At 67.6% G+C, this 26,743-nt stretch carries 21 protein-coding genes; 11 read left to right on the top strand and 10 right to left on the bottom strand.

Translation table 11 applies throughout. From position 1 onward, the window contains the following. Nucleotides 1–136 precede the first annotated feature (136 nt). On the top strand, nt 137–583 hold the full coding sequence (locus EV650_RS41085) for a hypothetical protein (RefSeq protein WP_238174325.1): 447 nt from the start codon (nt 137–139) through the stop codon (nt 581–583). Continuing rightward, nucleotides 546–1,985 (top strand): hypothetical protein, encoded by a 1,440-nt coding sequence (locus EV650_RS19420; RefSeq protein ID WP_238174324.1) that lies wholly within the window; start codon nt 546–548, stop codon nt 1,983–1,985. Before EV650_RS41085 ends, EV650_RS19420 begins: the two co-directional genes overlap by 38 nt. Here EV650_RS19420 and EV650_RS19415 read toward each other — a convergent pair. Then, entirely contained in the window at nt 1,982–3,631 is a 1,650-nt protein-coding gene (locus tag EV650_RS19415; protein WP_134120462.1) for a hypothetical protein, read from the bottom strand. The two genes, EV650_RS19420 and EV650_RS19415, sit on opposite strands and share 4 nt — an antisense overlap. 122 nt (nt 3,632–3,753) lie before the next feature. On the opposite strand from EV650_RS19415, the gene EV650_RS19410 reads away from it, so the two are divergent. Genes EV650_RS19410 through EV650_RS19390 form a run of 5 tightly spaced genes read left to right on the top strand, consistent with a single transcriptional unit; the run spans nt 3,754 to nt 8,918 of the window. After that, a complete protein-coding gene (locus EV650_RS19410) occupies nt 3,754–4,677 on the top strand; it encodes a carbohydrate ABC transporter permease (RefSeq protein ID WP_134120461.1) in 924 nt (307 codons plus the stop codon). Continuing rightward, the gene (locus EV650_RS19405) at nt 4,667–5,551 is read left to right on the top strand and encodes a carbohydrate ABC transporter permease (protein ID WP_134120460.1); all 885 of its coding nucleotides are present in this window, start codon (nt 4,667–4,669) and stop codon (nt 5,549–5,551) included. The genes EV650_RS19410 and EV650_RS19405 overlap by 11 nt, the downstream gene beginning before the upstream one ends. Nucleotides 5,552–5,576: 25 nt before the next feature. Beyond that, complete coding sequence (locus tag EV650_RS19400) at nt 5,577–6,887, top strand: ABC transporter substrate-binding protein (RefSeq protein ID WP_134120459.1); 1,311 nt, start codon at nt 5,577–5,579, stop codon at nt 6,885–6,887. A gap of 25 nt (nt 6,888–6,912) precedes the next feature. Beyond that, entirely contained in the window at nt 6,913–8,016 is a 1,104-nt protein-coding gene (locus tag EV650_RS19395; RefSeq protein ID WP_134120458.1) for a Gfo/Idh/MocA family protein, read from the top strand. Then, nucleotides 8,013–8,918, top strand: a complete 906-nt coding sequence (locus tag EV650_RS19390; protein WP_134120457.1) for a DUF6807 domain-containing protein — start codon at nt 8,013–8,015, stop codon at nt 8,916–8,918. The genes EV650_RS19395 and EV650_RS19390 overlap by 4 nt, the downstream gene beginning before the upstream one ends. A 4-nt stretch (nt 8,919–8,922) precedes the next feature. Here EV650_RS19390 and EV650_RS19385 read toward each other — a convergent pair whose 3' ends face one another. Together EV650_RS19385 and EV650_RS19380 are read right to left on the bottom strand one after the other, a co-directional pair. After that, the gene (locus EV650_RS19385; RefSeq protein WP_134120456.1) at nt 8,923–10,320 is read right to left on the bottom strand and encodes a sensor histidine kinase; all 1,398 of its coding nucleotides are present in this window, start codon (nt 10,318–10,320) and stop codon (nt 8,923–8,925) included. 64 nt (nt 10,321–10,384) lie between these two features. Then, nucleotides 10,385–11,305: a phosphotransferase enzyme family protein gene (locus EV650_RS19380; protein WP_134120455.1), complete on the bottom strand. Its 921-nt coding sequence runs from the start codon at nt 11,303–11,305 to the stop codon at nt 10,385–10,387. Nucleotides 11,306–11,500: 195 nt separating this feature from the next. Between EV650_RS19380 and EV650_RS19375 the strand changes: the two genes are divergently transcribed. Further along, nucleotides 11,501–12,904: a hypothetical protein gene (locus EV650_RS19375; RefSeq protein ID WP_134120454.1), complete on the top strand. Its 1,404-nt coding sequence runs from the start codon at nt 11,501–11,503 to the stop codon at nt 12,902–12,904. An 18-nt stretch (nt 12,905–12,922) separates the two neighbouring features. On the opposite strand, the gene EV650_RS19370 is transcribed toward EV650_RS19375, so the two are convergent. The 6 genes from EV650_RS19370 to EV650_RS19345 all read right to left on the bottom strand — a co-directional run bounded on the left by EV650_RS19370 (nt 12,923) and on the right by EV650_RS19345 (nt 19,560). Continuing rightward, nucleotides 12,923–14,113 carry a cytochrome P450 gene (locus EV650_RS19370; protein WP_134120453.1) on the bottom strand — a complete coding sequence of 397 codons (1,191 nt, stop codon included), beginning with the start codon at nt 14,111–14,113 and terminating at the stop codon, nt 12,923–12,925. Between the two features lie 34 nt (nt 14,114–14,147). Next, nucleotides 14,148–14,873 (bottom strand): hypothetical protein, encoded by a 726-nt coding sequence (locus EV650_RS19365; protein WP_134120452.1) that lies wholly within the window; start codon nt 14,871–14,873, stop codon nt 14,148–14,150. Further along, nucleotides 14,870–15,766 carry a CPBP family intramembrane glutamic endopeptidase gene (locus tag EV650_RS19360; RefSeq protein ID WP_134120451.1) on the bottom strand — a complete coding sequence of 299 codons (897 nt, stop codon included), beginning with the start codon at nt 15,764–15,766 and terminating at the stop codon, nt 14,870–14,872. Before EV650_RS19360 ends, EV650_RS19365 begins: the two co-directional genes overlap by 4 nt. A gap of 96 nt (nt 15,767–15,862) precedes the next feature. Then, a complete protein-coding gene (locus EV650_RS19355; protein ID WP_134120450.1) occupies nt 15,863–16,507 on the bottom strand; it encodes a response regulator transcription factor in 645 nt (214 codons plus the stop codon). After that, the gene (locus tag EV650_RS19350) at nt 16,498–18,243 is read right to left on the bottom strand and encodes a sensor histidine kinase (RefSeq protein ID WP_134120449.1); all 1,746 of its coding nucleotides are present in this window, start codon (nt 18,241–18,243) and stop codon (nt 16,498–16,500) included. The genes EV650_RS19355 and EV650_RS19350 overlap by 10 nt, the downstream gene beginning before the upstream one ends. A 93-nt stretch (nt 18,244–18,336) precedes the next feature. Next, nucleotides 18,337–19,560, bottom strand: coding sequence for an aldose epimerase family protein (locus EV650_RS19345; RefSeq protein WP_134120448.1), 1,224 nt, complete (start codon nt 19,558–19,560; stop codon nt 18,337–18,339). 201 nt (nt 19,561–19,761) lie between these two features. Here EV650_RS19345 and EV650_RS19340 point away from each other — a divergent pair, with 201 nt between their 5' ends. The 3 genes from EV650_RS19340 (at nt 19,762) to EV650_RS19330 (ending at nt 23,547) form a co-directional block, all read left to right on the top strand. Beyond that, entirely contained in the window at nt 19,762–20,361 is a 600-nt protein-coding gene (locus EV650_RS19340; RefSeq protein WP_202874765.1) for an isochorismatase family protein, read from the top strand. Between the two features lie 4 nt (nt 20,362–20,365). Next, entirely contained in the window at nt 20,366–21,295 is a 930-nt protein-coding gene (locus EV650_RS19335; RefSeq protein ID WP_134120447.1) for a GlxA family transcriptional regulator, read from the top strand. 107 nt (nt 21,296–21,402) lie between these two features. Then, nucleotides 21,403–23,547 (top strand): MMPL family transporter, encoded by a 2,145-nt coding sequence (locus tag EV650_RS19330; RefSeq protein ID WP_134120446.1) that lies wholly within the window; start codon nt 21,403–21,405, stop codon nt 23,545–23,547. Between the two features lie 18 nt (nt 23,548–23,565). Here the strand turns inward: EV650_RS19330 and EV650_RS19325 are convergent, their stop codons facing one another. After that, entirely contained in the window at nt 23,566–26,703 is a 3,138-nt protein-coding gene (locus EV650_RS19325; RefSeq protein WP_134120445.1) for a glycoside hydrolase family 3 N-terminal domain-containing protein, read from the bottom strand. Nucleotides 26,704–26,743 lie beyond the last annotated feature (40 nt).

Here is a 26,743-nt window from a genome sequence, read left to right as displayed (position 1 = left end):
CGTAGAGCAGTCCGCGGATGGCCGTCAAGAGGCCGATACCGCTGATAATTCGAATTATCACAGCCGACCTCTTGACCGGCCCGGTCGCGGGGCAGAAAACTCGCCGCAGTCCCTCCCGTCGCCAAGGAGATCAGTCATGCACCTGAAACGTCGTACCGTCCTGCTCGGTGCTGTCGGCGCCGGTCTCGCACCCGCGATGCTCTCGTCCCCAGCGAGCGCCGCCGGTCTGCCGCTGCTGGCCGGTCTGCCGGCGGGCGCGCCCGACCGACGGTTGTTCGCACCAGGGGAGCAGCGGTTCGCGGGCTACCTGGTGATCCTCGCGCCGATGACCAACGACATCGTCGACACCGACCCGTACGGCTTCATGGGCGGCGGCTGGTGGCGGACGCCGGCGCAGCCGTTCAACGCGCGGGTGCAGGAACACGTGTTCACGCTGAGCTGGTTCTACGCGAACCAGCGGGCCTGGAATCCGTACTATCGCAACGCCGCCCTGCTCGGGCGCCTCGATGCGGCCATCCAGCACTACCTGAGCCTGCAGAACCCGGATGGCTCGTGGTCCGTACTCGCCGGGGGAGCGCGGTAAGGCGCCGAGTGGATTCGGCATCGGCTACCTGGCGAAGACGCTGGCCAACCTTCGCCAGGCACGTGCGTTGCCGAGCCGTCAGACCCAGCTGGAAGTTGCCTTGCGCAAGGGAGTCGACTGGTTCCTCGACCCGGGAAACACCGTGGTCTGGGACGATCCGTTCGAGTACACGAACCAAGCCGTCGCGGGTGTGGCCGGCTCGGCGCTAACCCTCACTCTGCTGCCCGACCACGCTCGATCGCTCAAGTTGCAGGACCGGATCCGGTTCGTCGCGAAGGGGGCGCAGAGCCCGGCCGGGTTCTTCTACGACCCGCGCGGAATGGACATCAACTACAACTTCGAGGTCATGCTCCCGGAGATGGCCGAGCTGTACCTGCTCACCCGGAACCCGTTGCTGGTCTCGATGACGCGCAAGTTCGCCGACTGGTTCGGCTACAACCTGCTTCGCGAACCGGACGGCTCCGGCTGGCTGACGTACTACGCCGTCTCCGACCGGACCGCGACCGCGTTCTACGACGACGTGACCCCTGACCCGGACCGAACCATTCTCGGCTCGCACTTCGTCCCCGCCGTGCCGGATCTCGGCGCCTTCTTCACATCCCGCGAGGACAAGGCGGCGACTCGGCAGGCGTGGGCGGAGGACCCGGCGCCGGTGCCGCCGTTGGCCAAGCAGGACACCTCGCCGCGCATCATCGCGCACGCGCCGTACGGCGAGACGCTGCCGACTCGCGCAGCCAGGCAGGCCGCGATCGACCGCATCCCGTACCTCCGCCGCGACAACTTCACCGAACGCCGCCACGACGACTACGGGAACCAGGACTACCTCTACGTACGGCGACCTGGCCTCTACCTGGGCGCATTTTTCGGGACGCGTCAAGGCAGCGCGGTCAAAGCCGGAACCGGGTTCCTGTGGCACCCGCGGGCTGGCACCGTCATCCACGCCCAGCAGACCGCGACCGGCTGCTGGGGCACGGTCCGCGACGGCAAGGCCGATGCCGACAGCAACCTCATCGCCGAGTATCCGTCGAAGGACCTGGTCCGCTACCGCACGCCCGACGGTTCGGTATCGACTGACCTGGTCATCACGGCGAGCTCGGTGACTCGCCGGGTCACCGCGACCAGCGCCGCGACCGAGCAGATCCCGTTGGTGCTGCAGCCGGGTGACGGGGTCGTGTTCTCGGACGGAACCGTCGTACCGTACGGCGAGACCCGCACCGCCACGGCCGACGGCATCGTGATCCGGCGTGGGCCGGCCACGATCACGATCACCTGGTCAGGACGGCGTACGGCGACGCTCAGCACGTCGACTCGGACCTATCTGCGCGACGGGCGTCGCCGGGTGCACGTACTCCGGATCCCGCACGACGGCTCGCTCGAGACCGTCGTACGGACCGCGGGCTAGGAGGTCCGCAATCGCAGTACCTGTTGGCCTGGGGTTCGGCCGGTCAGGTACACGCGGAGGCCGTCTGGGGTGAGAGAGCCGTTGAGGTAGGTGTAGCGCTCGCCCGGGTCCATGGCGACCCGGGCGGCGCCGTTGCCCGAGCCGAACTCGATCCGGTCGGCGCCGACGGTGTAGACGCCGGTGCCGGAGGCAAGCAGATAGTCGCCGTCCAGCGGCTCGACGCCGGACAACGTGCCTCCGGGGCGGAAGCAGAGCTCAATAGCGTAGGAGGTCTTGTCGCCGGCGAAGTCGAACTCCAGGTCGTAGCCCGAGGCAACTTCGGTGATCCTGATCTCGGTCCGCAGCGAGCGGTACTGCTTCGGGCGGTGGTCGAAGTCCATCGACGCGTAGAAACGGCCGTCGGGTGACAGGGCGTACCGGCCGTCCGCGCGGCGGTATTGCTTCGGAAGTGGCAGGTGATACGGCACCTTCACCTCGGACGAAAGCTTCAAGGCGTCACCGGAAAGCAGAAGACCGTCGCTGCGGAAATGCCCTGTACTGAAGAATTGTGGAGACAAGCGCACCGAGTCCAGGATCGCCGCGCCGCTGCGAAGCTTGAAGAACGTCGGGTTGGTGGACAGCCCGGACGAGATCACCGGGATGTTGTGGAAGTCGGTCCCGCCGAACACCGTCGCAGTCTGCGCGCCCCGCCGGATCCGGACCGACGCCTGCGATGGATAGTGCTGCACAAAGTCCGTCGGCACAGACTGGACGGCCGGCAGACCGGCAGACAGCTCGGGCCGCTCGAGTACCTCGGCGAGGAAGTCGCCGAGCTCACCCGTCCCGCGCGCTTCGATGCTCTTGGCAACCGTCGTGAAGCGACCGTCGCCCGTGTGCAGCGCCAGCTCCCGGTACTGCGTCAAATACCACCAGACCTCGCGCAGACCCTTCTGGTCCTGGCGGCGGGAGGCGGTCGTGTCCACCTCGCCGTTCGGCTCGAGGAAGTACAGCGTCGCTTCGAGGTTCCGCCGTACGTACTCGAGCAGCGCCGGCTTGTCGCGCAACCGTGCGATCGTCAAGAGGGACGGGTTCGTCACCTCGGCGGCGTACGTCGAGCTTCGTTCGCTGTAGATCCCGTCCAGGCTCGCGTCGATGCCCTCGTCGAGCCAGTCGTCGATCCGCTCGGCGTACCGCTGGTCCGGGAACAGTTGGTTCGTCCGCGCCAGTGCCGCCGATACCTCCCACCGATGGTTCGGCGTGTGTACGCCGCCGGCCGCCAACGCCGGCCCGGCCTTCTTGATCACCGAGGCGAGTGTCGCCCGCAACGCTGCCGTCTCCGCTTGGCCGTCCGCGTCGAGGAGCGCGTACAGCATGCAGATGTCCTGAATCGCGAACGCGCTGTCCGGCGGCGAGTGCAAACTGCCGACGTCGTACAGCCCGTCCTCGTGCTGCCGCGCCGCAAGCTCACCGACGAGCCACCCCACCGGCCCGAGCAGCGTGCCGTCATGGTGGTACGCCGATCTGCCCCAGACGTACCCGGAGACCAGCCGCCGGGCTCTCCGCGCGACCGTACGAACGGTGTCGTCCGCGTTCTGGTAGCTCCCGAGCACAAGCGGGATCTGGGCCTGGTTGGCGCTGGTCAGCAGGTTCAGGAAGTCGTCGTCCACGGATCCATCTCAGCACGTTCACGAGGCCTTGCGGGAACCGGTTTCTTGTACTAGTTTGACCGGCCAAGGCAAGCGCTTTCCGAACGTCGGGCCGCAGGCCGACGGCTGGAAGAGGGTGTGTTATGAGTGCGCTCGGTGAGCTGGGCAGCCTCCGGGGGAAGAAGCCGCCCGGTCAGAAGAAAGACAACTTGGCGGGATACCTGTTCCTGGCCCCGTGGCTGCTCGGGCTGTTTCTGATCACGATCGGGCCGATGCTGGCCTCGCTGTACCTGTCCTTCACGGACTACAACCTGATCCAGGCGCCGAAGTGGATCGGCCTGGACAACTTCACCCGAATGCTGTCCGACGAGCGGCTGCACAACTCGCTCCGGGTGACGTTCACGTACGTGTTCGTCTCGGTCCCGCTGCAGCTGGCGATCGCTCTGCTGCTGGCCGTCGTACTCGATCGTGGCGTCCGCGGGATGGCGTTCTACCGGTCGGTGTTCTACCTGCCGTCGCTGCTGGGCTCGAGTGTCGCGATCGCGATCCTCTGGCGGCAGGTGTTCGGCACCACCGGTCTGCTCAACCAGGTGCTCGACCTGGTCGGCATCGAGGGCAAGGGCTGGATCTCCGACCCGAGTACGGCGCTCGGCACCCTCGTCGTACTGAACGTCTGGACGTTCGGCTCGCCGATGGTGATCTTCCTGGCCGGCCTCAGACAGATCCCGTCGATGTACTACGAGGCCGCGTCGGTCGACGGCGCCGGCGTACTTCGGCGGTTCTTCAGCATCACGCTGCCGCTGCTGACCCCGATCATCTTCTTCAACCTGGTGCTGCAGATCATCCACGCGTTCCAGTCGTTCACCCAGGCGTTCGTCGTCTCCGGGGGCAGCGGCGGGCCGTCGGACTCGACGATGTTCTTCACGCTCTACCTCTACGACCGGGGCTTCGGGAATTTCGACATGGGCTATGCGTCGGCGATGGCGTGGTTCCTGCTCGTGATCATCGGGGTCTTCACCGCGGCGAACTTCTTCGCCTCGAAGTACTGGGTGTTCTATGACGACTGAAACGCTCCGCGCGACTGTCACCACCAGGCGGACCGGCGTCATCACGTGGGCCCGGGTCCGGCCGCTGGTGACCCACGTCGTACTCGCGGGATCCGCTCTGGTGATGCTCTATCCGGTGATCTGGATGGTGGTCAGCTCACTGCGGCCGGGCAACGAGATCTTCCGCGATCCCGGCATCCTGGTGAAGGACCTGCGGATCGAGAACTACCGGGTCGGCTGGAACGCGCTGACCGAGCCGTTCACCCGCTACCTGCTGAACTCGGCGGTGGTGGTGCTCGGCTCGATCCTCGGCAACCTGGTGTCCTGCTCGATGGCGGCGTACGCCTTCGCGCGGCTCGAGTTCCTGGGCAAGAAGTTCTGGTTCGCGATCATGTTGCTCAGCATCATGCTGCCGATCCACGTGGTGATCGTGCCGCAGTACATCCTGTTCTCGCACCTCGGCTGGATCAACACGTTCCTGCCGCTGATCGTGCCGAAGCTGCTCGCCACCGACGCGTTCTTCGTCTTCCTGATGGTGCAGTTCATCCGCGGCATCCCGCGCGAGCTGGACGAGGCCGCCCGGATCGACGGCTGCGGCCGGGGCAGCATCTTCCTGCGGGTGATCCTCCCGCTGATGGTGCCGGCGCTCGCCACCACGACGATCTTCACGTTCATCTGGACCTGGAACGACTTCTTCGGCCAGCTGATCTACCTGACCGACCCGCACATGTACACCGTCCCGGTCGCGTTGCGGGGCTTCATCGACTCGACCTCCAGCAGCTCCTGGGGATCGATGTTCGCGATGTCGGTCGTCTCCCTCGTCCCGGTCTTCCTCGCCTTCCTGCTCGGCCAGCGGTTCCTGATCAAGGGCATCGCGACCACCGGCATCAAGTAGTAGCTCCCCCTGAAAGGTGCACATCATGAGGCTGCACATCCCACGCGTGGCAACGGCCCTGGCCCTGGCCACCACGTTGCTGGCGGCAAGCGCCTGCGGCGGCGACTCCGGCGGTCCGGGCGGCTCGTCGGACGATGCCGGCGGCAAGGTCACGCTCCGATTCACCTGGTGGGGTTCGGACACCCGGACCAAGCTCACCCAGCAGGTCATCGACGCGTACCAGAAGGACCATCCGAACGTCACCATCAAGGGCGAGTTCGGCGAGTGGTCCGGGTACTGGGACAAGCTCGCCACCACCGTCGCGGCGAACGACGCTCCGGACGTCATCCAGATGGACGAGAAGTACCTGCGCGAGTACGCCGACCGTGGCGCGCTGCTCGATCTCAAGAAGGCGCAGGGCCTGGACACCGGCAAGTTCGAGCCCGACACGTTGAGCGCCGGTGAGTTCGACGGCGGCCTCTACGGGTTGAACGCAGGGATCAACTCGTTCGCGGTGATCGCGAACCCGGCTGTCTTCAAGGCCGCCGGAGTCGCGATGCCGGACGACACCACGTGGACCTGGGACGACTACTCCCGGATCTCTGCCGAGCTCTCGTCGAAGCTGAACGGCAAGGCCTGGGGGACCGGCACCCTCGGCCAGAACGAGGCCGGGCTGAACCTCTGGGCTCGGCAGAACGGCGAGTCGCTGTGGACCAAGGACGGCAAGCTCGGCGTCACGCAGGACAAGGCGACCGACTTCTTCAAGTACATCCTGAAGCTGCGTGACGCGAAGGCGCTGCCGTCGGCCGAGGCGGTATCCCAGGATCTGAATGCGGCGCTGGACCAGTCGATGATGGCGACCGGCAAGCTGGCGATGAGCTTCACCTGGAGCAACCAGTTGCTTGCCTTCAGCAAGGCCTCCGGTCAGAACCTGAAGCTGCTGCGGATCCCGAGCCCCGACGGCAAGGCGGCCGACAACGGGTCGTACTACAAGGGCTCGATGTTTTGGTCGATCTCGTCGAGGTCGAAGCACCAGAAGGAGGCTTCGGAGTTCGTCAACTACCTGGCGAACAGTGCCGCTGCCGGCAACGTTCTGCTCGCCGAGCGTGGCGTACCGCCGAACACCGAGATCCGGGCCGCGGTGGCCCCGAAGCTGCAGCCGGCCGACGCGACGTCCGCGAAGTTCATCCAGGACATCGGCAAGGAACTCGGCGACCCGTCGCCGGCGCCGCCGGTCGGTGGCGGTCAGGCGGAGAAGATCGTCCAGCGCTACACGACCGACGTACTCTTCGGCCGGCAGGCGCCCGACAAGGCCGCGAAGGCCATGCTGGACGAGATCAGCGGGGGACTCAAATAGTGTTGCTGACGGCAACTGATTGTCGATGACCGGGCCGCGCGTGGCCGTGGCAGGTGTCCACGGCCACGGCGCGTCCCACGTTCGGAACGTGACCCGGCTGGCTGCGGCCGGCCGGGCCGAGCTGGTGGGGGTCGCCGATCCTAGGCCTGGTGGGGATCTGCCCTCCTTCACGAGTCTGGAGCAGTTGCTGCAGGCAACCGAGGTCGACGTGGTGATTATCAGTACGCCGATCCAGACGCACGTACCGCTGGCCGAGCTGGCGATGCGTGCGGGTGCCGACGTACTGCTGGAGAAGCCGCCGACGGCGTCGCTGGCCGAGTTCGAGCAGTTGTCGGCGGTGGTTGCTGAGACCGGGCGGGCTTGTCAGGTGGGCTTTCAGGCGCAGGCGTCGGAGGCGACGCTCAAGCTGGCCGCGATGGTCGCCGACGGGCAGCTCGGTGAGATCCGCGGGATCAGCGCGACGGGCAAGTGGGTGCGAACCGCGAAGTACTTCCAGCGGGCGCGGTGGGCCGGTAAACGGAGGCTCGACGGGGTCGATGTCGTCGACGGTGCCGTGACGAACCCGCTCGCGCACTCGACTGCGGCTGCCTTGCTGCTGGACGGGTCGACCGGTGTTGACGACGTACGGTCGGTCGAGACGGAGCTGTACCGCGCGAACCCGATCGAGTCCGACGACACCTCGACAGTGCGGATCACGACAAGCCGCGGTACGACGATCCTGATCGCGGTCACGTTGTGCGCGACCGAGCATCTCGAGCCATCGTTGATCGTGCACGGGTCCGAGGGGGACGCCGTACTGCGGTACGCCTCGGACCGGATCGGCGAGACCAAGTACGCGCGAGCCGATCTCTTGGAGAATCTGCTCGCGCATCGGGCCGATCCCGCCGTGCCGCTGTATGTGCCGCTGGCTGCGACGGGTGGGTTCACCCGCGTGGTCGAGGCGGTCCGGACGGCTGCGGATCCAGTGGAGATCCCGGCCGAGTCGGTGCGCTGGGAAGGCGAAGGACTTGAGCGCCGGCCGATCGTTCTCGACGTGGAGAACTGGATCGACCGGGCCTCGGACGAGCTGGCGCTGTTCGGCGAGCTCGGGGCGCCATGGACAGGGCAATCACCACGGGAGAATTCATGAATCTCGGCTGCAATCACGCTGTCAACCAATCGATCCAGGTGACGGCGGGCGACGGCGAGCTGTTCACCTATGTCTACAACGCGGACGATCCGCAGTACGAGTCGCCGCGTCCGTACTTCCACCCGATCCGGACGCTGACCGGCGACCTGGTCACCGTGTACCGGCCGTGGGATCACCTGTGGCACAAGGGGATGTCGTGGTCGTTGCCGCACTTCGGGCACGACAATTTCTGGGGCGGGCCGACGTACACCAAGGAGAACGGGTACAAGGCGCTCGGCAACAACGGCTCGCAGGACCACGACCGGGTCGACGCGCTCGACGTGTCCGACGACGAGGTCCGGTTCGCGCACCACCTGTCGTGGCACACCCAGGGCGGCAAGCACATCGTCGACGAGACGCGCACGATCACCACGCGGCTCACCGACGACGGCTGGGTGCTGGTCTACGAGACCGCGATGACCAACGTGTCCGGCGAGGACATCCAGATCGGCAGCCCGACCACAGCCGGTCGGCCGAACGCCGGGTACGGCGGCCTGTTCTGGCGCGGACCGCGGTCGTTCACCAACGGCACGATCCTCGCCCCACAAGGCAAAGGCGGCGACGAACTCCGCGGTCAGCGCGCCCCGTGGATGGGCTTCACCGCCCGCCAGGACGAGACCGACACGGCTTCCACGATCATCATCGCCGACGCAGGAGACAACGTCCGCCACCCACCCGAGTGGTTCGTCCGCTCAGAAGACTTCGCCGCCGTCTGCCCCGCCCCCTTCTTCACCGAAGAACTCCCCTTCCCCGCCACCACCACCCTCCCCCTCCGCTACGCCGTACTAGTAGCCGACGGCCTCTCCGACGACAACCGAGCCAAGTCGTTGGCCGTCCAGGCCCAAAAGGCCCTCGCCTCCTAACCCGTCACCTCGGTAGGCGGAGGGTGAAGGTGGTGCTGTGGGGGACTGAGGTGAGGGTGAGGGTGCCGTTGTGGGCGTTGGTGATGGAGCGGGCCAGGGAGAGGCCGAGGCCGGTGCCGCCTGCGGTGCTGGTGCGGGCTGGGTCGGCTCGGGTGAAGCGTTGGAAGACGTTGGGGAGTAGGTCGGCGGGGATGCCGGGGCCGTCGTCGTGGATGGTGAGTACGGCGGATTCGTCCGCGAGGCTCGCTGCCACGGTGACGGTTGTGCCGGGTGGGGTGTGGCGGCGGGCGTTGGTGAGGAGGTTGGTGACGACCTGGTGGAGGCGTTGCTCGTCGCCGATGACGATGATCGGGTCGGCCGGCAGGTCCAGCTCCCAATGGTGGCTGGGGGCAACGATCCTGGCGTCGGTGACCGAGTCGAGGGCTAGCCGGGACAGGTCAACCGGATGGCTGTCCAGCGGGCGGCCCGAGTCCAGGCGGGCGAGTAGCAGAAGATCCTCGACCAACGACGCCATCCGGGTGGTCTCGACCATCACCTTGCCCATAGCGTGCGTGAACAGCTCGGGGTCGCCCTGGTGGAGACTCAGCTGGGCGTAGCCGTGGATCGTGGTGAGCGGCGTACGGAGCTCGTGCGATGCGTCGGCGACGAACTGGCGGACCTGCTGCTCGCTGCGGTGCCGCGCGTCCAGCGCGTTCTCCATGTGACCCAGCAGCGTATTGAGGGCGACCGCGACCTGTCCGACCTCAGTGCGTTCGTCGGTCAGCTGATCGGGTACGCGCGCGGTCACTCCGATCTCACCGGTGTCGAGCGGCAGACCGGCCACCTCCCGGGCAGTCTGTGCGACCCGGCGCAGTGGTCGCAGTTGACGCCGTACGACGAACACCGCGACACCACCCGCGGTCAGTACGCCGACGCCGCCGAAGAGCACCTCCCAGCCGACCAGGCTGCTGATCGTGTCCTGGATGTCCTTGGTCGGCAGGCCGGTGATCACGGTGATCGGACCGGCGCTCGACGCGTGCACGCGATACTCGCCGAGGGTCGGCAGATCGACCGTACTGTTCGCACCGGCAGTCAGTTTGTCCAGTACGTCGACCACCTCGGTCGAGAGGGTGGTCAGCTTGCCGTCCGCGGTGATCACGCTGCCGACGGCATCGGACGACTCCGCATAGACCGTCACGGTGCCGGCGTCCTGCCCGTGCGGCGAATCCCGCGGCGGCCCGTTGTTCTGCAGCGCGCCGATCGCCCGACCCTGCGCCGCGTCGACCTTCCCGTCGAGCTGCTTGGTCAGGTAGGAGCTGATCGCGGCGGTTGTCAGCGCGCCGATCACGATACTCATCACCGCGACCAGCAGCACCATCGCCGCCGCGACCCGCACACTGAGCGAACGCGCCGCAACCTTCATGCCTTCAGGATGTGCGGCCAGCCCTCAGAGCCGCTTGGCGTTTCCTGGCACCTTGCTGTGAAGTTCAGAGCAGTACGTCGGCCGCCGCCCGCAGCCGATCGAGCTCCGCCGCGGCCCAGCCCTCGTCGCGCGACTCGGCGCCACGCCACTGCGGCTTGTCGACCAGATGGAACCGCAGGTTGAAGATGCTGCCGACGACCTGCAGGTACGGGATCGCCGCCTCGTCCTCGGCCGTGATCGGCCGGCGGATCCGGTAGCCGGCCTTGAACGCATCCCAGTGCACTGTCGTCGCGACGCCGGCGAAGTCCGAGGCCAACGGGCCGACGGCGGCGAGATCGAAATCGAGAAGGAGGAGTCCCTGTTCCGTCAACAAGACATTGTCCATCGAGACGTCGCCGTGGCAGGTTCCTGCCTTTGAGTACTGCGCGACGTTGTTCCGTACAGCTTCCGCAAGGGATCGGAGCAGGTTTTCCTCCGCGTTGTCGACAGCGAGGATTTCTTCGAGCGGTTCGTCGAGCCGGTGCACGAGGTCGGCCGGCGGCCGGAAGTACGTCGACGTGTAGTTGTCGGCGGCATCGTGAAAGGCAGCGAGTCGCTCGCCGAACTCGGCGTACATCGAGTCGGTGAACGGCGGCCGCGGCTTGGTCCCCTCGACGTACGACGAGAGGGTGAACGTGCGGGGTCCTTCGGGTGATTCGAGCAGCCCGACGGTGTCTCCATCGAGCAACTCACGCACAGGCGGGACGAGTACGCCGGCCGCACCGAGATGGGCCGAAAGCCCTGTCTCCCAACGGATTTCGTCCGGTCGGCGTCCGTCGTACCGATAGAGCTTGAGGACATATCGAGACTCGTCGGTCGACAGTACGTAGACGTCGTTCACCAGTGAGCGGAGCAGGGTGCAACTGGTGAAGCTCAGGCCGTAGCGCGGGCCGAGCCAGCCGGCCAGCGCAGCGGGGTCGGGGAGGGAGCGGACGGTCGGGATCACGGACCCGAGCCTATGGGTCGTTTGAATTCCCAGGTTAGAACCGTGGTAAGAGTGGGGAGGTTCGAGACGTTTCCGGATTCGCCTCCCCGATCGGGGCCGGAAACCGGTAGCCTCGTGCAGCGCGCTATATGGGGGCCGCCGTACCACCCACCCGACGAACTGCCGGAGAGCCCAAACCGGTCAGGAGTGCACGTCTTGCAGGAGAACACCAGCACATCCAGTACTGGCGAACTGGTCAACGTACCTCTTACTGGTGCGGACAAAGTCGCCTACGCTTTCTACGCGACCGCGGCTGCCGCGGCGCTGGTCGGCCAGGTCTGGGCCGGCGTGACCCACATCCCCTGGCCTGACAGTGGCTTCTCGCAGTTGCTGAAGATCGTCCTCGTCACGCCCGCGGTCGCAGTGCTCGAGCTCGGTGGCGTCGCCACCGCGGCCCTGGCCGACCTCCGCCGGCGCAAGGGCGAGCAGGCCTACGCCTATCGCGCGATGTCGTTCTTCGCGGCACTCGTCGCGGTCGTCTTCAACGTGGTCGGCCACTGGCGGCCGGAGGAGCGCTTCCTCGCCTTCGGCTTCGGCGGCCTGTCCGCGTTCGCCTACGTGCTCTGGCTGATCCACAGCTCGGCCCGCCGTCGCGACGCGCTGCGCCGCGCCGGGCAGATGCGCGAGACCGGTCCGGTGTACGGCGTCGTGCAGTGGGCCCGCGAGCCGCGGGTGACCTGGCTGGCGCGTTCGCTGGCGATCGAGCACGGCTACGGCCTGTACGAGAGCCTGCGCGCGGCGCACCACCAGATCCGGAACCGGAGTCGCCGCGAGGCGATCGCCGGGACGGTCGCGGAGTACATCCGGTCCGAGCACCAGGACGAGCGGCTGGCGAAGATCGCCGAGACGACGTACGACCCGGACCGGCTGGCCGGGATGCTCGAGGAGCGGATCAACTACGAGGTCATCACCAACAAGCTGACCAAGGCGATCTCGCCGCCGCCGGAGCCCGAAGAGGGTGCGGGCGTGCCGGCCGCTGTCTGGGTGCTCGAAGGCGGGCAGCCACGGCGGGTGGACAACTCAGGCGTGTCGCTGCGCGACGAGGACGCCTGGACCGGCGAGCTGATGGCCATCGTCGACCAGCCGCCGGAAGGCGACGAGTCGGTCGCCGAGGCGGTCGTGGTCGAGGACGCCGGCGAGCCGCAGCATGTCGTCAACGGCAGCTCCGCCACCAACGGCAGCTCTGGCACCAACGGTGCGTCCGGCAAGCTCAAGCCGTTCGCGCCGCAGCCGAAGGCCGAGCCGACGGTGGAGAAGCCCAAGCCGCCGTCGCCGTTCGCCGGACCGGCCGACCCGCAGCCGCCGGCGCTGATCACCACGCCGAAGGTCGAGCCCGTGTTGCCCGACCCGAAGCCGGTGGTGGTGGAGGAGCAGCCGGAGCCGACCGTGCTCGAGAAGAAGCGGATGCGCGCGTACGCGCTGCTGTCCGACTGGCCGGCCGGTCATGAGCGCACGGCGAAGACGCTGGCCGACGCGATCGCGTCGAGCGAGCCGATGGCCGCGCGCTTCATCGAGCAGTACGAGACCGAGCACGGAGTCGTGTTCGCCTCGCAGAACTAGCCGACCTGCCGGTGGACCTCAATCGAGGTTCACCGGCAGTTCTGCGAGACCGCTCACCAGGACTCGTCGCCACTCGAGGTCCTCGGCGGGCTTCGCCAGGCTCATCCGCGGGAAGCGGCGTACCAGCGCCAGCAACGACTCCTGCAGCTCGATCCGCGCCAGCTGTGCGCCGAGGCAGAAGTGCGGCCCGAAGCCGAACGACAGATGCTTGTTGTCCGGCCGATCCACCCGCAGCTCGTCGGGAGCGTCGTACGCGCGCGGATCCCGGTTGGCCGAGTTGAGCGCGGCCATCACGCCTTCGCCGGCCTTGATCTGTACGCCGTGCAGCTCGAGGTCCTCGACCGCGACCCGGAGCTGACCGACCTCGCTGAACCGGTTGAAGCGCAGCAGCTCCTCGATTGCCGACGGCACCAACTCCGGCTCCTCGACGAGTTGGGTCCAGTTCTCCGGCCAGCGGAGCAGCGTCGCGACACAGCTCGAGATCTGGTTCGCCGACGTCTCGTGACCGGCGACCAGGAGGTTCACGCCAAACGCGATCAGCTCCTCCTGACTGAGCCGGTCGCCTTCCTCGCGAGCGCGCACCAGCTCGTCGAGGAGATCCTCCGCGGGGCCCGAGGTGTTCGCCAGCTTCTTGTTGACCAGGTCCTCGATGTACGCCGTCAGGTTGGTCATCGCGTCCTCGACCAGATCCTTCTCGGCCATCTTCATGCTGTACCCGAGCTCGGTCCACTCCCGGAACTGCGCGCGGTCCGCATACGGTACGCCGAGCAGCTGGCAGATCACCTGGATCGGCAGCGGCAGCGCGACCAGCTGCCGGATGTCGGCACCGTCACCGGCGCGGGCGACGTCCTCGGCCAATTGCGCGGACAGCTCCGCGACCCACGGCCGGGTCCGCTCGATCTTCCGGTGCGCGAACGTTGGTACGACCAATCGTCGGAGCCGGGTGTGTTCCGGCGGGTCCGTCGTGGTCAGGCTGTTCGGCATCGGCTTGGCCAGCGCCACCCGCGGCGCGCCCTGCTTCACCACCGCGGCCCGCGAGAACCGCGGATCCGCGAGCACCAGTTTCACGTCGTCGTACCGCGTCACCAGCCAGACCTCGGCGCCCGCGAGAGTCCGCACCCGCGCCACCGGCTCGTTCTCCCGGAGCTCCGCGAACGTCGGCGACGGATCAAACCGAAACGCATCCTCGAACGGAATCTGCAGCACCATGCGCCCAACCCTAAGCAAGTTAGGTAACCCTTGCTCAGCGATCAGCGCGTCGCCGGGTGACGACGGTCGGGACGATCAAGGCGGTCCCGATGATCAGCAGCAGGACAGCTCCGACGAGCGCGCCGATCGTGATGCCCTCGACCACCGGCAGGGTGCCGCCGACGCTCAGGTCGACAGCGACGTTCCGCGAGCCGTCGGCGTTCATGATCACCACGGACCAGTCGCCGCCGGTGGCGGGCCAGGTCAGGGTGCTGAGTCCGGCGCCGGTGGCGGACGCGACCCAGAAGGACTGAGTAGCGGGAGCGGCGGACGGCTCGTCACCGGCCTGGGACGTGGTGGAGAGCTTGAAGGGATCGACGTCGAAGTCCGCGACCTCGTCGTGGCCGACGCCGTTCAGGTACGCCGCGACGTCGGCCGCCGGACCGATGCCGACGAACACCGTCGTACCGGGCGTCTTCGACTCGAAGTCGACGCGGACATCACCGAGGAAATCGTCGGTGTAGAGCGCGTCCGGTCCAGTACCGCCGATGTCGAGCGACGGAGCCGACAGCGCGTAGGTGCTGGTGGTGAGATGCTCTGGTCCGGCGGTGAAGTATCCGTGGTCGTCGCGCTGGTGCTGGGCCCAGAGGCCGACGCCGCCGACAGCGAACAGGACGACGCTGACCATTGCGAACGTGGCACCCACGACGACCAGCAGGGTGCGCCAGCCGCTCCAGGAGCGACGTACCGGTGGTGCGGGGGCGAGTGGCGTGGTGGTCATGAGACACGCTCCGGTGTGGGGGCGGGGGAGGTGGCGCTGATTGGTGCAGGGCGGGTCCAGAAGCGGTGGCTGGCGATGAGCAACGTGATGGCGACTGCGGACCAGACGACGACGTACAGCCAGGTCTCGCGGGTCAGGTCGGGGCCGGTGGGCCAGAGGTCGCTGGTGTTGATGCTGCCTTCGGTGGCGTGGGCGATCAGGGTGATGAGCACGCTGCCGGCCGCGTGATCGAACAGCCACCCGTACCAGAAGGTGACGGCGACGGTGGTCACGGCTTCGTAGGGCTGGAGGCCGTAGGACGAGATCAGGAACAGCGGCAGATGCCAGCCGGCGACCGCCACGGCCATCAGTGCGGTAGCGGCGAGCGGAGTGCGGGTCGTCTGGAGCTTCGACTGTGCGAAGCCGCGGAAACTCGGCTCCTCGCTGAACGGGCCACCCATCGGGTCGACCATGTTCATGCCGATGACGAGGGCCAGCCCGTACCACGGCGCGAACTGCCCGGAGTTGGGTGACGGTGCGCCCATCGCCTGGTTGATCCCGATCGTCACGAAGTGGACGAGGAGCGGTACGGCGACCGCGACGACGTACCAGACCCAGCGGACCCGCCAGCGGATCAGCCGGGCGCCGATGGCCCGGAGACCGGCGAGGCCGTCGTTCAGGAAGGCGATGATGAGAGCAGCGAGCAGGGCGCCCGGGGCGAAGAAGCTGCCGAACGGCAGCGTTGCCCAGGTGAGCGCGTAGGCCAGGACGAAGAAGCTGATCACCGGGTGGTTGCGGACGAACGACATGACGGATCTCCTTGCGGACGGGTGGCTGTCAGGTGGTGCCGCGACGCGGGCGGGCGGCGGGGTGCCGTCGTCGTCAGGCTGGTTCTGGATGATTCGGGTCTTCACGGCGCCTCCAGGGGTCTACCTCGAGACTCGCGCCGGCGGGCGCGTTCGGCAGACCGGGCAGCCGGTGAAGGCGGGGTTCGGGTTTCTGGTGTCCCGTCAGGCGCGCAGATACAGCAGTACGGCGAGCACCCGGCGGGACTCGCTGCGCGTGGACGGGATGCCGAGCTTGGTGAAGATGCCGGAGACGTACTTCTCCGCGGCCCGCAACGTGACGACCAAGTCGTCGGCGATGCCCTGGTTGGAGGCGCCGGTCGCCATCAGTTCGAGCACCTGCCGTTCGCGCGGGGTCAGCGCGGCCAGCGGGTCATCGCTGCGCCGGCGTTGCAGCAAGGTGGAGACGATCTTCGGATCGATGGCCGAGCCGCCGGCGGCAACCCGGCGTACCGCGCCGGTGAAGTCCTCGACGTCGCTGATCCGGTCCTTGAGCAGGTAGCCGACGCCGTCGGCCGATTCGGACAGCAGCTGCATCGCCAGACCGAGCTCGAGGTACTGCGACAGCACCAGCACACCGACGCCGGGATGCCGCTCGCGAATCTGCAGGGCGGCGCGCATCCCTTCGTCGTTGTGGGTCGGCGGCAGCCGGATGTCGAGGATCGCGACCTCCGGCGGGAAGCCGCGGACGTACCGCAGCAGGTCGTCGGCGTTGTCGTACGCCGCGACCACGTCCAGCCCTGCGTCGCCGAGGATCCTGGTCAGTCCCTCGCGCAGCAGCACGCTGTCCTCCGCGATCGCTACCCGCATGGGATCTCCGCCTCGAGCCGGGTACCGCCATCGGCGGGACTCCAGATCCGGAGCCGCCCGCCGATCGCCTCGACCCGGTCGGCGAGTCCGCGCAGACCCGATCCGCGTTCGGTGTCCGCGCCGCCGACCCCGTCGTCGACGACCTCTACCACGAGCCGGCCGGCGGATCGCGTGACCCGGACGGACGCCGTACTAGCGTGGGCGTGCTTGGCGATGTTCGTCAGGCTCTCGCTGACCACGTAGTAGGCGGCGACCTCGACGTGTTCGGGCAGCCTTCCGTCGGCCACGACCTCCAGCGTCACCGGGACAGCGGCCTGCGCGGCGAGCGACTCCAGTGCGACGGCCAGGCCGTGTCCGGTCAGGACGGCCGGATGGATGCCGCGGGCAACGTCACGGAGTTCGTCCAGCGATGCGCTGACCTGCTGCTTGGCCTGCATCAGGCGCGCCTTGGTGTCGGCGTCGCCGGCGGACTGGCCGGCGAGCAGCCCGATTTCCAGGGCCAGCGCGACCAGGCGCTGCTGGGCGCCGTCGTGCAGGTTGCGTTCGAGCCGTTTCCGTTCCTGCTGCTCGGCATCGATGACGCGCGCACGGGAACCTTGCAGTTCGTGCAGCCGGGCCCGTAGCTCCGCCTGCAGGCGGCTGTTCTCCAAGGCGATGCCGGCCGCTGCCGCGACAGCGTCCAGCAGCTCGTGCTCGTCTTCGAGCGACCGGTCGAACTCGAGAGCGACGACGGGTTCGTGGTCGCGGTAGATCACTCGCGTCGCCCGCCCGTCGGATCCGCCGGGCAGCGTGACGGCGTGCCCTTCGGAGTCCGCCCAGCTGCCGTACTTCGGCAACCAGAAGGCAAGGGTCAACGAGGGATCGTGCAGGGCGCGCGCCAGCGGCTCGCGCAGGTCACCGGCCGGGTCGGCGCGCAGATCCATCAGCAGTGCGCCGACATCGGTGCGGGCCAGCCGGGCGTCGAGCAGCCCGAGCAGGAACACGACCGGCGCGAGCCCGAGTACGGCGAACGTGACGTGCCGAACCGTTTCGATCTGCGACCAGCCACGCAGCCCCGCGACGAACAGGATCGCGAGCACGATCAGCGCCAGACCGAAGCTGTCCACGAGCAACGCGACCGGCCGACGACGTACCCGGATCGCGGATGGTCGCCGTACCAGGAGGAGGGCGGCGCCGACGAGCAGCAGAGCGCTCATCGTGATCAGCTCGGCCTGCTCGATCCGGCCGGCCAGGACCGGCTTCGTTGTGACGGTGAAGAGACTGTCAGGGTTGATCCCGAGCAGGATCTTCGTGAGTTGCAGTACGACGGCCGTCGCGTAGCCGGCCACGACGACCACCTGGCGGAGGCGTCCGGCCACGCGTCCGGTGGGATACGCGAGGAACACGTGCAGGAACATCGCCGCCGGCACCAGGTCGAGCAGATGACCGACGGAGAGCAGCACGGGCACGGTCGACCACTGCAGGGCGGTCAGGGCCATCACGAATCCGGTGGCGATCATCAGCGGACCGAGCCGGCTCGCAGGCCGGCGCCACCACGCGATCGTCCCGCTGATCAGGTACGGGACGGTGATCCAGTTGAAGAGCAGTGCCTGCAGTCCCGGCCGGACCAGCTCGTCGCCTGCCAGTGCGAGCGCGATCGAGACGACGAGCGTGCCGAAACCCGCCACCACAGTTGTCCACAGAGCCCACGGCCCCGGTCCGCGGGCCGGTTCGATCGCCGGCGCCGCCCTAACCACAACCCGTCACCCACCCTCCACCGGCCAGCGTGCGCCGGTTGGCCGGTGCTGGCAAGCGTGAGGTGCAGGACGCCGGTCCTGCACCTCACCGGGCTACTTGGTGCCGAAGCTGTAGACGGTGGTGCTCTTGTAGGTCTCGCCCGGCCGCAGGACGGTGGACGGGAAGTTGGGGTGGTTGGGGGAGTCGGGGAAGTGCTGGGTTTCGAAGGCGAAGGCGTCGCCCTGGCGGTAGGCCTTGTTGCCGATGCCGAGGAAGGTGCCGTCGAGGAAGTTGCCGCTGTAGAACTGGACGCCGGGCTGGTCGGTGTGGACCTCGATGGTGCGGCCGTGCTCGGGTTCGGTGAAGCGGCCCGCGAGGCGCATCCCGTTGCTGTCCGGCTGGCCGGCCAGCACGAAGTTGTGGTCGTAGCCGCGGCCGAAGATCAGCTGCTGGTGGTCGCCGCGGAGCCGGGCGCCGATGGCGGTCGGCCGGTTGAAGTCGAACGGCGTACCTGCGACCGGAGCGATCTCGCCGGTCGGGATCAGGTTCACGTCGACCGGGGTGTACTTCGCCGCGTTCAGCTCGAGCACGTGGTCGTAGATGGTGCCGTTGCCCTCGCCGAGCAGGTTGAAGTAGCAGTGGTTCGTCAGGTTGACGATGGTCGGCTTGCCCGCGACGGTCGCGTGGTAGTCGATCCGCAGGCTGTCGCGCTTGTCCAGCGTGTACGTGACGGTGCTGGTGAGCTCACCAGGGAAGCCCATCTCACCGTCCGGGCTGACGTAGGTGAACGCGACGCCGACGGCCTTGTCGGACTTGACGACCTCGGCCTTCCAGACTCTCTTGTCGAATCCGATGGTGCCGCCGTGCAACGCGTTCTCGCCGTTGTTGATCGGGATCTGGTACGTCGTCCCGTCCAGGGTGAACTTGCCCTTGGCGATCCGGTTGCCGTAGCGGCCGATGGTGGCGCCGAAGTACGGGCTGAGGGCCGCGTAGTCGGGCAGGTTGTCGAAGCCGAGGCTGATGTTCGTGGTCCGGCCGCGGCGGTCCGGCGTCTCGACCCGCTGGATGGTCGCGCCCCAGGTGAGCATCGAGATCGTCACCCGGCCGTTGGTGAACGTGTACACGTCCACCTGCTGACCGTCCGGCGTGGTACCGAACTTGTCCTTGTGGATCTCGAGTCTGCCGTGGTGTTCGCCCATGGCGGCCAACTTATCCGGCGTACGAGCGGCCTGGGTGGCGGCATCCGCGGTGTTGCTCAAAGCGCCCGCGGCGGCGGCACCAAGACCCAGGACGCCGGCGGTCCGGAGGACCTGGCGGCGGGGCAGGTGGTCGGGCATCGCAATCCCCTCAATCGTTGTAGATCCAGACGTTGGCACGATAAGCGCGCCAGACCGGTGTTTGGAACAGTTCGGAACGGTGTGAATTCGTCCGATCTCTCCACCATGCTTGAAGAGGTCGCGCGGCTGTGACCAGATCGGTCCGGTCCCGGCCTCGATCGAGCCTTCTGCGGTACGCCGTCAGCGGGCGACGATGGGGTCATGAGCCGAACCGCACTGATCGTGATCGACGTCCAGGAATCGTTCCGGGTCCGCCCGAACTGGCAGCTGGTGAACCACCCCGACATCGCCGACCGGGTCGACCGCCTGGTCCGCGCGGCCCGGGACAAGGGCGACCTCGTCGTCTGGGTCCTGCACACCGAGCCCGGTACCGGTGGCGCGTTCGACCCGGCCAACGGACACGTCCAGCTGATCGACGGACTCGAGCCGCTGCCCGGTGAGCCGATGATCACCAAGACGTCGCACAACGCCTTCACCACAACGAATCTGCAGCAACTGCTGACCCAGCACGGCGTCACCGAGATCGTTGTCAGCGGCATCCGTACCGAGCAGTGCTGCGAGACCACCGCGCGCGTCGGATCGGACCTCGGGTACGACGTCGTGTTCGTGACCGAGGCGACCGCGACGATGGCGCTCGCGCACTGGTCGATCCGCGACGATGCGACTGTCGAGGAGGTCCTCGCCGATCCCCGGACCCTCTCCGCGGACCAGGTCAGCGAGCGGACCGAGTACGTGCTGGCGGGTCGGTTCGCCACGATCCGGACACTCGACGAACTCACCGCCGTACCCGTGTCATCCTGACCGAATGCGTCCCACTCGGATCGTCTTCGTACTCGTGCCGAAGGTGCACCTGCTGGATCTGGCCGGGCCGGCGCAGGCGTTCACGACGGCCAACGACCTCGGGTACGGCTACGAGCTGAGCTACGTCGCCGAATCCGAGGAGGTGATGACCGCTCAGGGCGTGCCGTTGCGGGCACAGTTGGACTGGCCGGAGATCGAGCCGACGGACCTGATCGTCGTACCTGGGTGGCGATCGCCGTCGCTGTCGCCGGTGCCGCCGATCGGGCCCGAGGTCCGGCAGAGGCTGCGTGATCACCATGCGAGTGGCGGGTCGGTGGCCAGTGTTTGTTCGGGTGCGGACGCGCTCGGGGCGAGCGGTCTGCTCGACGGCCGGCGCTTCACGACCCACCACGACCTGACCGACGAGCTGGCTGCCCGCTACCCGCGGGGGACGATGGTTCGGGACGTGTTGTACGTCGTGGACGACCGGATCATCACCTCCGCCGGGATCGCGAGCGGGATCGACCTGGCGTTGCATCTGGTCGCGGTCGACCGTGGTGCGGAGGCGGCCGCCCGGGTCGCCCGGCAGATGGTCGTGTACGCGCGCCGCAACGGCGACGAGCTGCAGGAGAGCGCGATGCTGCGCCACCGCGGTCATCTCAGCGACCTCGCCCACCGCGTCCAGGACGTCATCGACGTGCAGTACGCCGAGCGCCTCCCGCTGTCCGACCTGGCCGGTCAGGTCGGCGTCAGCGAGCGCACCCTGACCCGCATCTTCACCACGGCCACCGGCCTCACCCCGCTCCGGTACCAGCAACTCCTCCGCCTGGAACGCGCCGAGCACCTGATCGGCCACGGCACCACCATCGAGGCGGCGGCCCGAACCGTCGGCTTCGAGGACGCCCGCATGCTCCGCCGCCTCCGCTCCCGGACGACCGAACCGGTCGCTGGGTAGACCTACCTCCCCCTTGGCCGGGGGGTCAGGACTCCTGAGATCCGCGGTCAACCAGGTCAGGCTCGTTCTGACTGGGCAGAAGGCCCGGCCGTCGAGAGGTGGGGAAGATGACCAGGGGTTCAGTGACTGTGCGCGTCGCGCGCTGGAGTGCTGTCCATCCATGGCGGGCGATCGGCCTCTGGCTGTTGCTCGTCGTCGTCGCGGTCGGGATGTCGGTGGTCATCCCGAAGCAACACACGCAGAGCAAGGACAACTGGGTCGGTCAGTCCGGCCAGGCCGCGGAACTGGTCGAGAAGGCAGGCCTCGGCGATCGCCCCGCCGAAACCGTTCTGATCACCGACCCGGACGGTCCGTTGAGCAAGGCCGCGGCAACCACGGCCATCGCCCAGCTCAGCCAGAAGCTGGCAGCACTGCCGTCGGTCCAGGCCGTTGGCAAGCCGGTCTGGTCCGAGAACGGCAAGGCCGTGCTCGTTCCGATGGAGCTCAAAGGTACGGCGGACGACGCGGCCGACGCGATCGACAAGATCGTCGCCACCACAGCCGACGTACAGAAGGCGAATCCGGAGCTGACCATCGCCCAGGCCGGCAACGCCTCGGTGGACGCGGGGATCTGGAAGCAGGTCGGTTCCGACCTGGCGAAGGCGGAGAAGCTCAGTTTGCCGATCACGTTCGGGCTGATGCTGCTCGCCTTCGGTGCGTTGATCGCGGCCGGGATCCCTGTCCTGCTGGCGTTCTCGGCCGTCGGCGCGGCTCTCGGCTTCTACGCGCCGCTGTCGTACCTCTTCCCGGACGGCGGATCGGTCGCGAACGTGGTCCTGCTGATCGGGATGGCGGTCGGTGTCGACTACTCGCTCTTCTACCTCAAACGCGAACGCGAGGAACGCCGCAAAGGCCGCAGCACCCTGGACGCGGTCGAGATCGCCGCGGCAACGTCCGGCCACTCGGTCGTCGTCTCCGGCCTGGCCGTGATCGTGTCGATGGCCGGCCTGTACGTCGCTCAGGACGCGACCTTCACCTCGATGGCAACGGCAACGATCGTGGTCGTCGCGGTAGCGGTTCTCGGTTCGCTGACCGTCCTGCCGGCGTTGCTCGCCAAGCTCGGTCACCGGGTCGACCGGCCGCGCGTCCCGCTGCTGTGGCGGCTCAATCGACGCATCGGTCCGGCCGGCATCAGCCGCCGCATCCTGGCTCCGGTACTGCGTCATCCGCGCACGGCACTGTCGTTCTCCGCGGTGATTGTGATCGCCCTCGCCGTACCGGCACTGGGGATGAAGACCGAGTCGGCTGACCTGAATACGCTGCCGCAGACCATTCCCGAAGTACGCACGCTGAAGGCCCTGCAGGACAACTTCCCGTCGCAAGGCGGTCTGTCGTACGACGTGGTCGCGCAGGGTGGAGACGCGGCTGCGGCGCTGGCCGGGTTGCAGGGATCTGCGGTGAAGAGCGGCGAGTTCGTCGTACCGCCGGGACATCCGATCCGGCAGGCGAACGGTACCGCCGTACTGACGCTGGTGTCGGTGTTGCCGGAGGGCAGTGCGAACGCCGAGACTGCGCTGGATCAGTTACGTGAGCAGTTGGCGCCGGCCGCGTTGGGATCCACGACCTGGGCGGTTGGCGGGGAGTCGGCCGAGTCGGTTGACTATGGCAACAATCAGCGGGACAAGCTGCCGTGGGTGATCGCCTTCGTGCTGGCGTTGACACTGGTGATGATGGCCGTGACGTTCCGGAGTGTGGCGATCGCGGTGGTGACGACGGTGCTGAACCTCGCCTCGGTGGCGGCGTGCTTCGGGGTGCTGTCCTTGGTGTTCCAGCACACCTGGGCGGAAGGGTTGCTCGGGTTCACGTCATCCGGGTTCGTGGTTTCCTGGATCCCGTTGTTCCTGTTCGTGATCCTGGTCGGGCTGTCGATGGACTACCACGTGTTCGTCCTCGGCCGGATCCGCGAGGGCGTGGTCGAGGGACTGACCCCGAGCGAGGCGGTCCGGAAGGGCATCACCGAATCCGCCGGCGTGGTGACGAGCGCGGCCGCGGTAATGGTCTCGGTGTTCGCGGTCTTTGCCACCCTCGCGATGCTGGAGATGAAGCAGATGGGTGTCGGCCTGGCGGTGGCTGTCCTGATCGACGCCACGCTCGTCCGGATCGTGATGCTGCCGTCGATCATGGTGCTGCTCGGTCGCCGCGCGTGGTGGCCGAACCGTCTGCACAAGCAGGCGTTGGCTCCTGTCGACCGTGAGCTGGTGGGGGTGAGCTGAACCCACCCCCACTTCTAGCTAGCTCTTGGAGGCCGCGGTCAGCTTGCTGACCGCGGCGCTCAAGCTTCCGCTCAGCAGCAGGTGGTCCGCGTCGGATGTCAGTTTGGACGTGGGTTCGGTGATGTTCTGGCCGATGTGGTTCTGGGCGACCCAGCGGGCCACACCGACGACGGCGTCGTCTTCGGCGAAGGTGTCCACCTTGGTGCGCTCGAGGAACTTCGCCGACTGAGCCGCCGCGGCCAAGGCAATGGTTGCCTGCGGCCCCGACCAGTCCTTCACGCTCAGAGCGATGCTTGCCGTGACTGCGGCCGCCAGAGCGTTGGGATCGTGCTTACGGAGCAGGCTGTTGCGAGCATCAGTCAGCGCCTGACGAGCCGCGGCCTGAGTGGTCAGACCCCAACCGAACGGGTACTGCGGATCGTAGGAAGCATCACCGACATTGAGCGGCTGCTGGTCCTCGGCACGCGGCCAGCTGACCGGGAGGCGACCGGAGAAGGGACGCTTGCCGAAGAGTACGTCGGCAACACCGGCACCCTCGGTCCCTGGCAACCAGGACGCGACGACCGCGTTCATCTCGCCGAGCTGGTCCGCTATCACCTGCGGCCGACCGGACACGACCAGTACGACGCACTTCATCGCGCCGCAGACCTTGTCCACCGCGGCCTTGTCGGCAGCGGAGAGCTGCAAGGTGTGACCGTTGCCCACGTCCCCAATTCCCTCGGCGTACGGGCGTTCGCCGACCACGACCACGCCGACATCGTGACCCTCAAGTGGGGCAGAGGCATCGGCGCTGAACGTTGCCGTCGGCACCACCTGCTTGATCCCGTCCAGGATCGTCGTACCGGTGGTCGTCGCACCCGAACCGCCTTGCCAGGTGATGCTCCAGCCACCCATCTGGTTGCCGAGATCGTTGGCGTTGCTGCCGGCAACATAGACCTTCTGGTCAGCCTTCAACGGCAGCAGATTGCCGTCGTTCTTCAACAGCACTTGCGATTCCGCCGCTGCCTCGCGGCCGACGGCCCGGTGTGCGGCCGACCCGATCGTGCTCGCGTTCGAGGTATCGGCGTACGGGTGCTCGAACAGACCGAGCTTGAACTTCTCGGTCAGGATCCGTCGTACCGCGTCGTCGATCCGACTCATCGGGATGTTGCCGGCGGCGATCTCGGTGGTCAGTCCCTGGGTGAAGCCCTGGTAGTTCGTCGGCACCATGATCATGTCGAGGCCGGCGTTGATCGACGTACGGATGTCGCTCGCGTAGTCGCCGGGCAGCTGGTCGATCGCCTGCCAGTCGCTGATCACGAAGCCGTTGAAGCCCATCTTCTGCTTGAGGACGCCGTTGATCAGGTCGGCGTTCCCGTGCATCTTGACCGGCGGCCCACCGTCGAGCGCGACACTCGAGTACGACGGCATCACGGTGCCGATGCCGAGATCCACGGCGGTCTTGAACGGCGGCAGGTGCAAGGTCTCCAGTTGCTGCGTGGTGACCTGGGTGATGCCCTGGTCGATCTTGTACGAGCCGGTCGTCGAGCTGCCGTACGTCGTACCGCCGTCGCCGACGAAGTGCTTCGCGGTGGCCAGTACGTGAGTGTTCTTCGACAGCTGGCTACCGTCCGCCTTGCCCTGGAGCCCGGTGATCACGGTCTCCATCGACTGAACGAGCGCCGGGTCCTCACCGAACCCTTCGTACGCCCGGCCCCAGCGGTCGTCACGAACCACGCACAAGCACGGCGCGAAGTCCCACGGGATGCCGGTCGCGCGGACCTCGGTTGCGGTCACCTCACCCGCCTTCTGAGCGAGCGCCGGATCGCGGGTCGCGCCGATGCCGATGTTGTGGGGCAGGATCGTCGCGCCGACCACGTTGTTGTGCCCGTGCACCGCGTCGACCCCGTAGATCAACGGGATCTGCAGCCGGGTCGCCTGCGCGTTCAGCTGGAAGGTGTCGATCATCGCGGCCCAGGCCGCCGGGGTGTTCGGAGTCGGGACCGAGCCGCCGCCGGAGAGCAGCGAGCCGAGGGCGTACGACGCGATGTCCGACTTCGACTGCAGTGCGTTGCGCTCGGCCTGCGTCATCTGGCCGACCTTCTCGGCCGTCGTCATCCGGGCGACCAGGTCGTCGACGCGCTTCTTGATCGGGAGCTTGGAGTTCAGGTACGGCAGGTCGTGCGCGTTGATCACCACGACCGGCTGGGTCGAGGGTGCCTTCGCGCCGGTGACCGTCAGCTCGAGCGGGATGGTCTCCGCGGCCTCCGCCGTGTGGTCCTTGCGTGTCACGACCGCGACGGTCTGGCTGGTGCCGGACGCCGTACCGGCTGGGAAGGTGAGAGTGCCGCTCACGGGGGTGTAGTCGTCGGCTCCGGCTGATCCGGTGCCGGTCTTGTAGTCGACGGTCACCGGTGCTTCGAGCGGTGCGCTGTCGGTGGTCGCGACGGAGACCTTGACCTGAGCGGTGGCGCCCTCCTTGACCGGATAGACGCCGGCATCCGTGACGACACTCGCCTTCAACGCCGGATCGGCCTTGCCGTACACCTCGACCTGGTCGATCGCGAACTCACCAGGCGAGCCGACCGGCATGGTGACCGCGTAGCCCCACATCTGGGTCAGGTTGAGGATCTGGTCGATACCGCCGACCGGCTGGTAGTCGCTGCGGTAGACGAGCTGGCTGAACGGGATCTCGACCTGGTGCCAGCCCTGCCAGTCGTCGGTGAAGCTGGTGTTCCACAGCTCGGAGGCCTCGGCGTTCGCGCCGCCGTCCTTGATCTCGAAGAAGATCCGCTTCCCGGAGCCGGGTGGGAGCGGGGCGGTGTTCTGCCCGTACCACCAGAACCGGATGCCCTTGTACGCCGACCAGTTGCCGGGGTTCACGTCGTACGTGATGTCGTGGCTGAACCCGCCGTACCCGCTGATGTTGTAGGTCCCGTGCAGCACCTTGTCACCGGCCGGCGCGTCCGCCCGGGTCTGCAGCTCCAGCGTCGGCGGGTCGTCCGCGTCACTGCCCCAGGCGAAGATCCCCGCGTTAGGCGGGGACGCGAAGGGCTCGGCTCCCTCGAAGGCGGCCAACGTCAGCGGCGCCGGATCATCGGCCACCGCGTACAACGGCAGCAGTCCCGCGACCAGAGTCGCCGCCGCGACCAGAGCAACCCGCCGGAAACCACGCATCAGCGACTCCCCACCTCACCGCGAGCCTCACACCCACGCT

The sequence above is a fragment of the Kribbella kalugense genome, from assembly GCF_004365875.1.
Taxonomy (GTDB): domain Bacteria; phylum Actinomycetota; class Actinomycetes; order Propionibacteriales; family Kribbellaceae; genus Kribbella; species Kribbella kalugense.
Note: the sequence above shows the minus strand (reverse complement) of the source record. Positions and strands in the feature narration are given on the sequence as shown.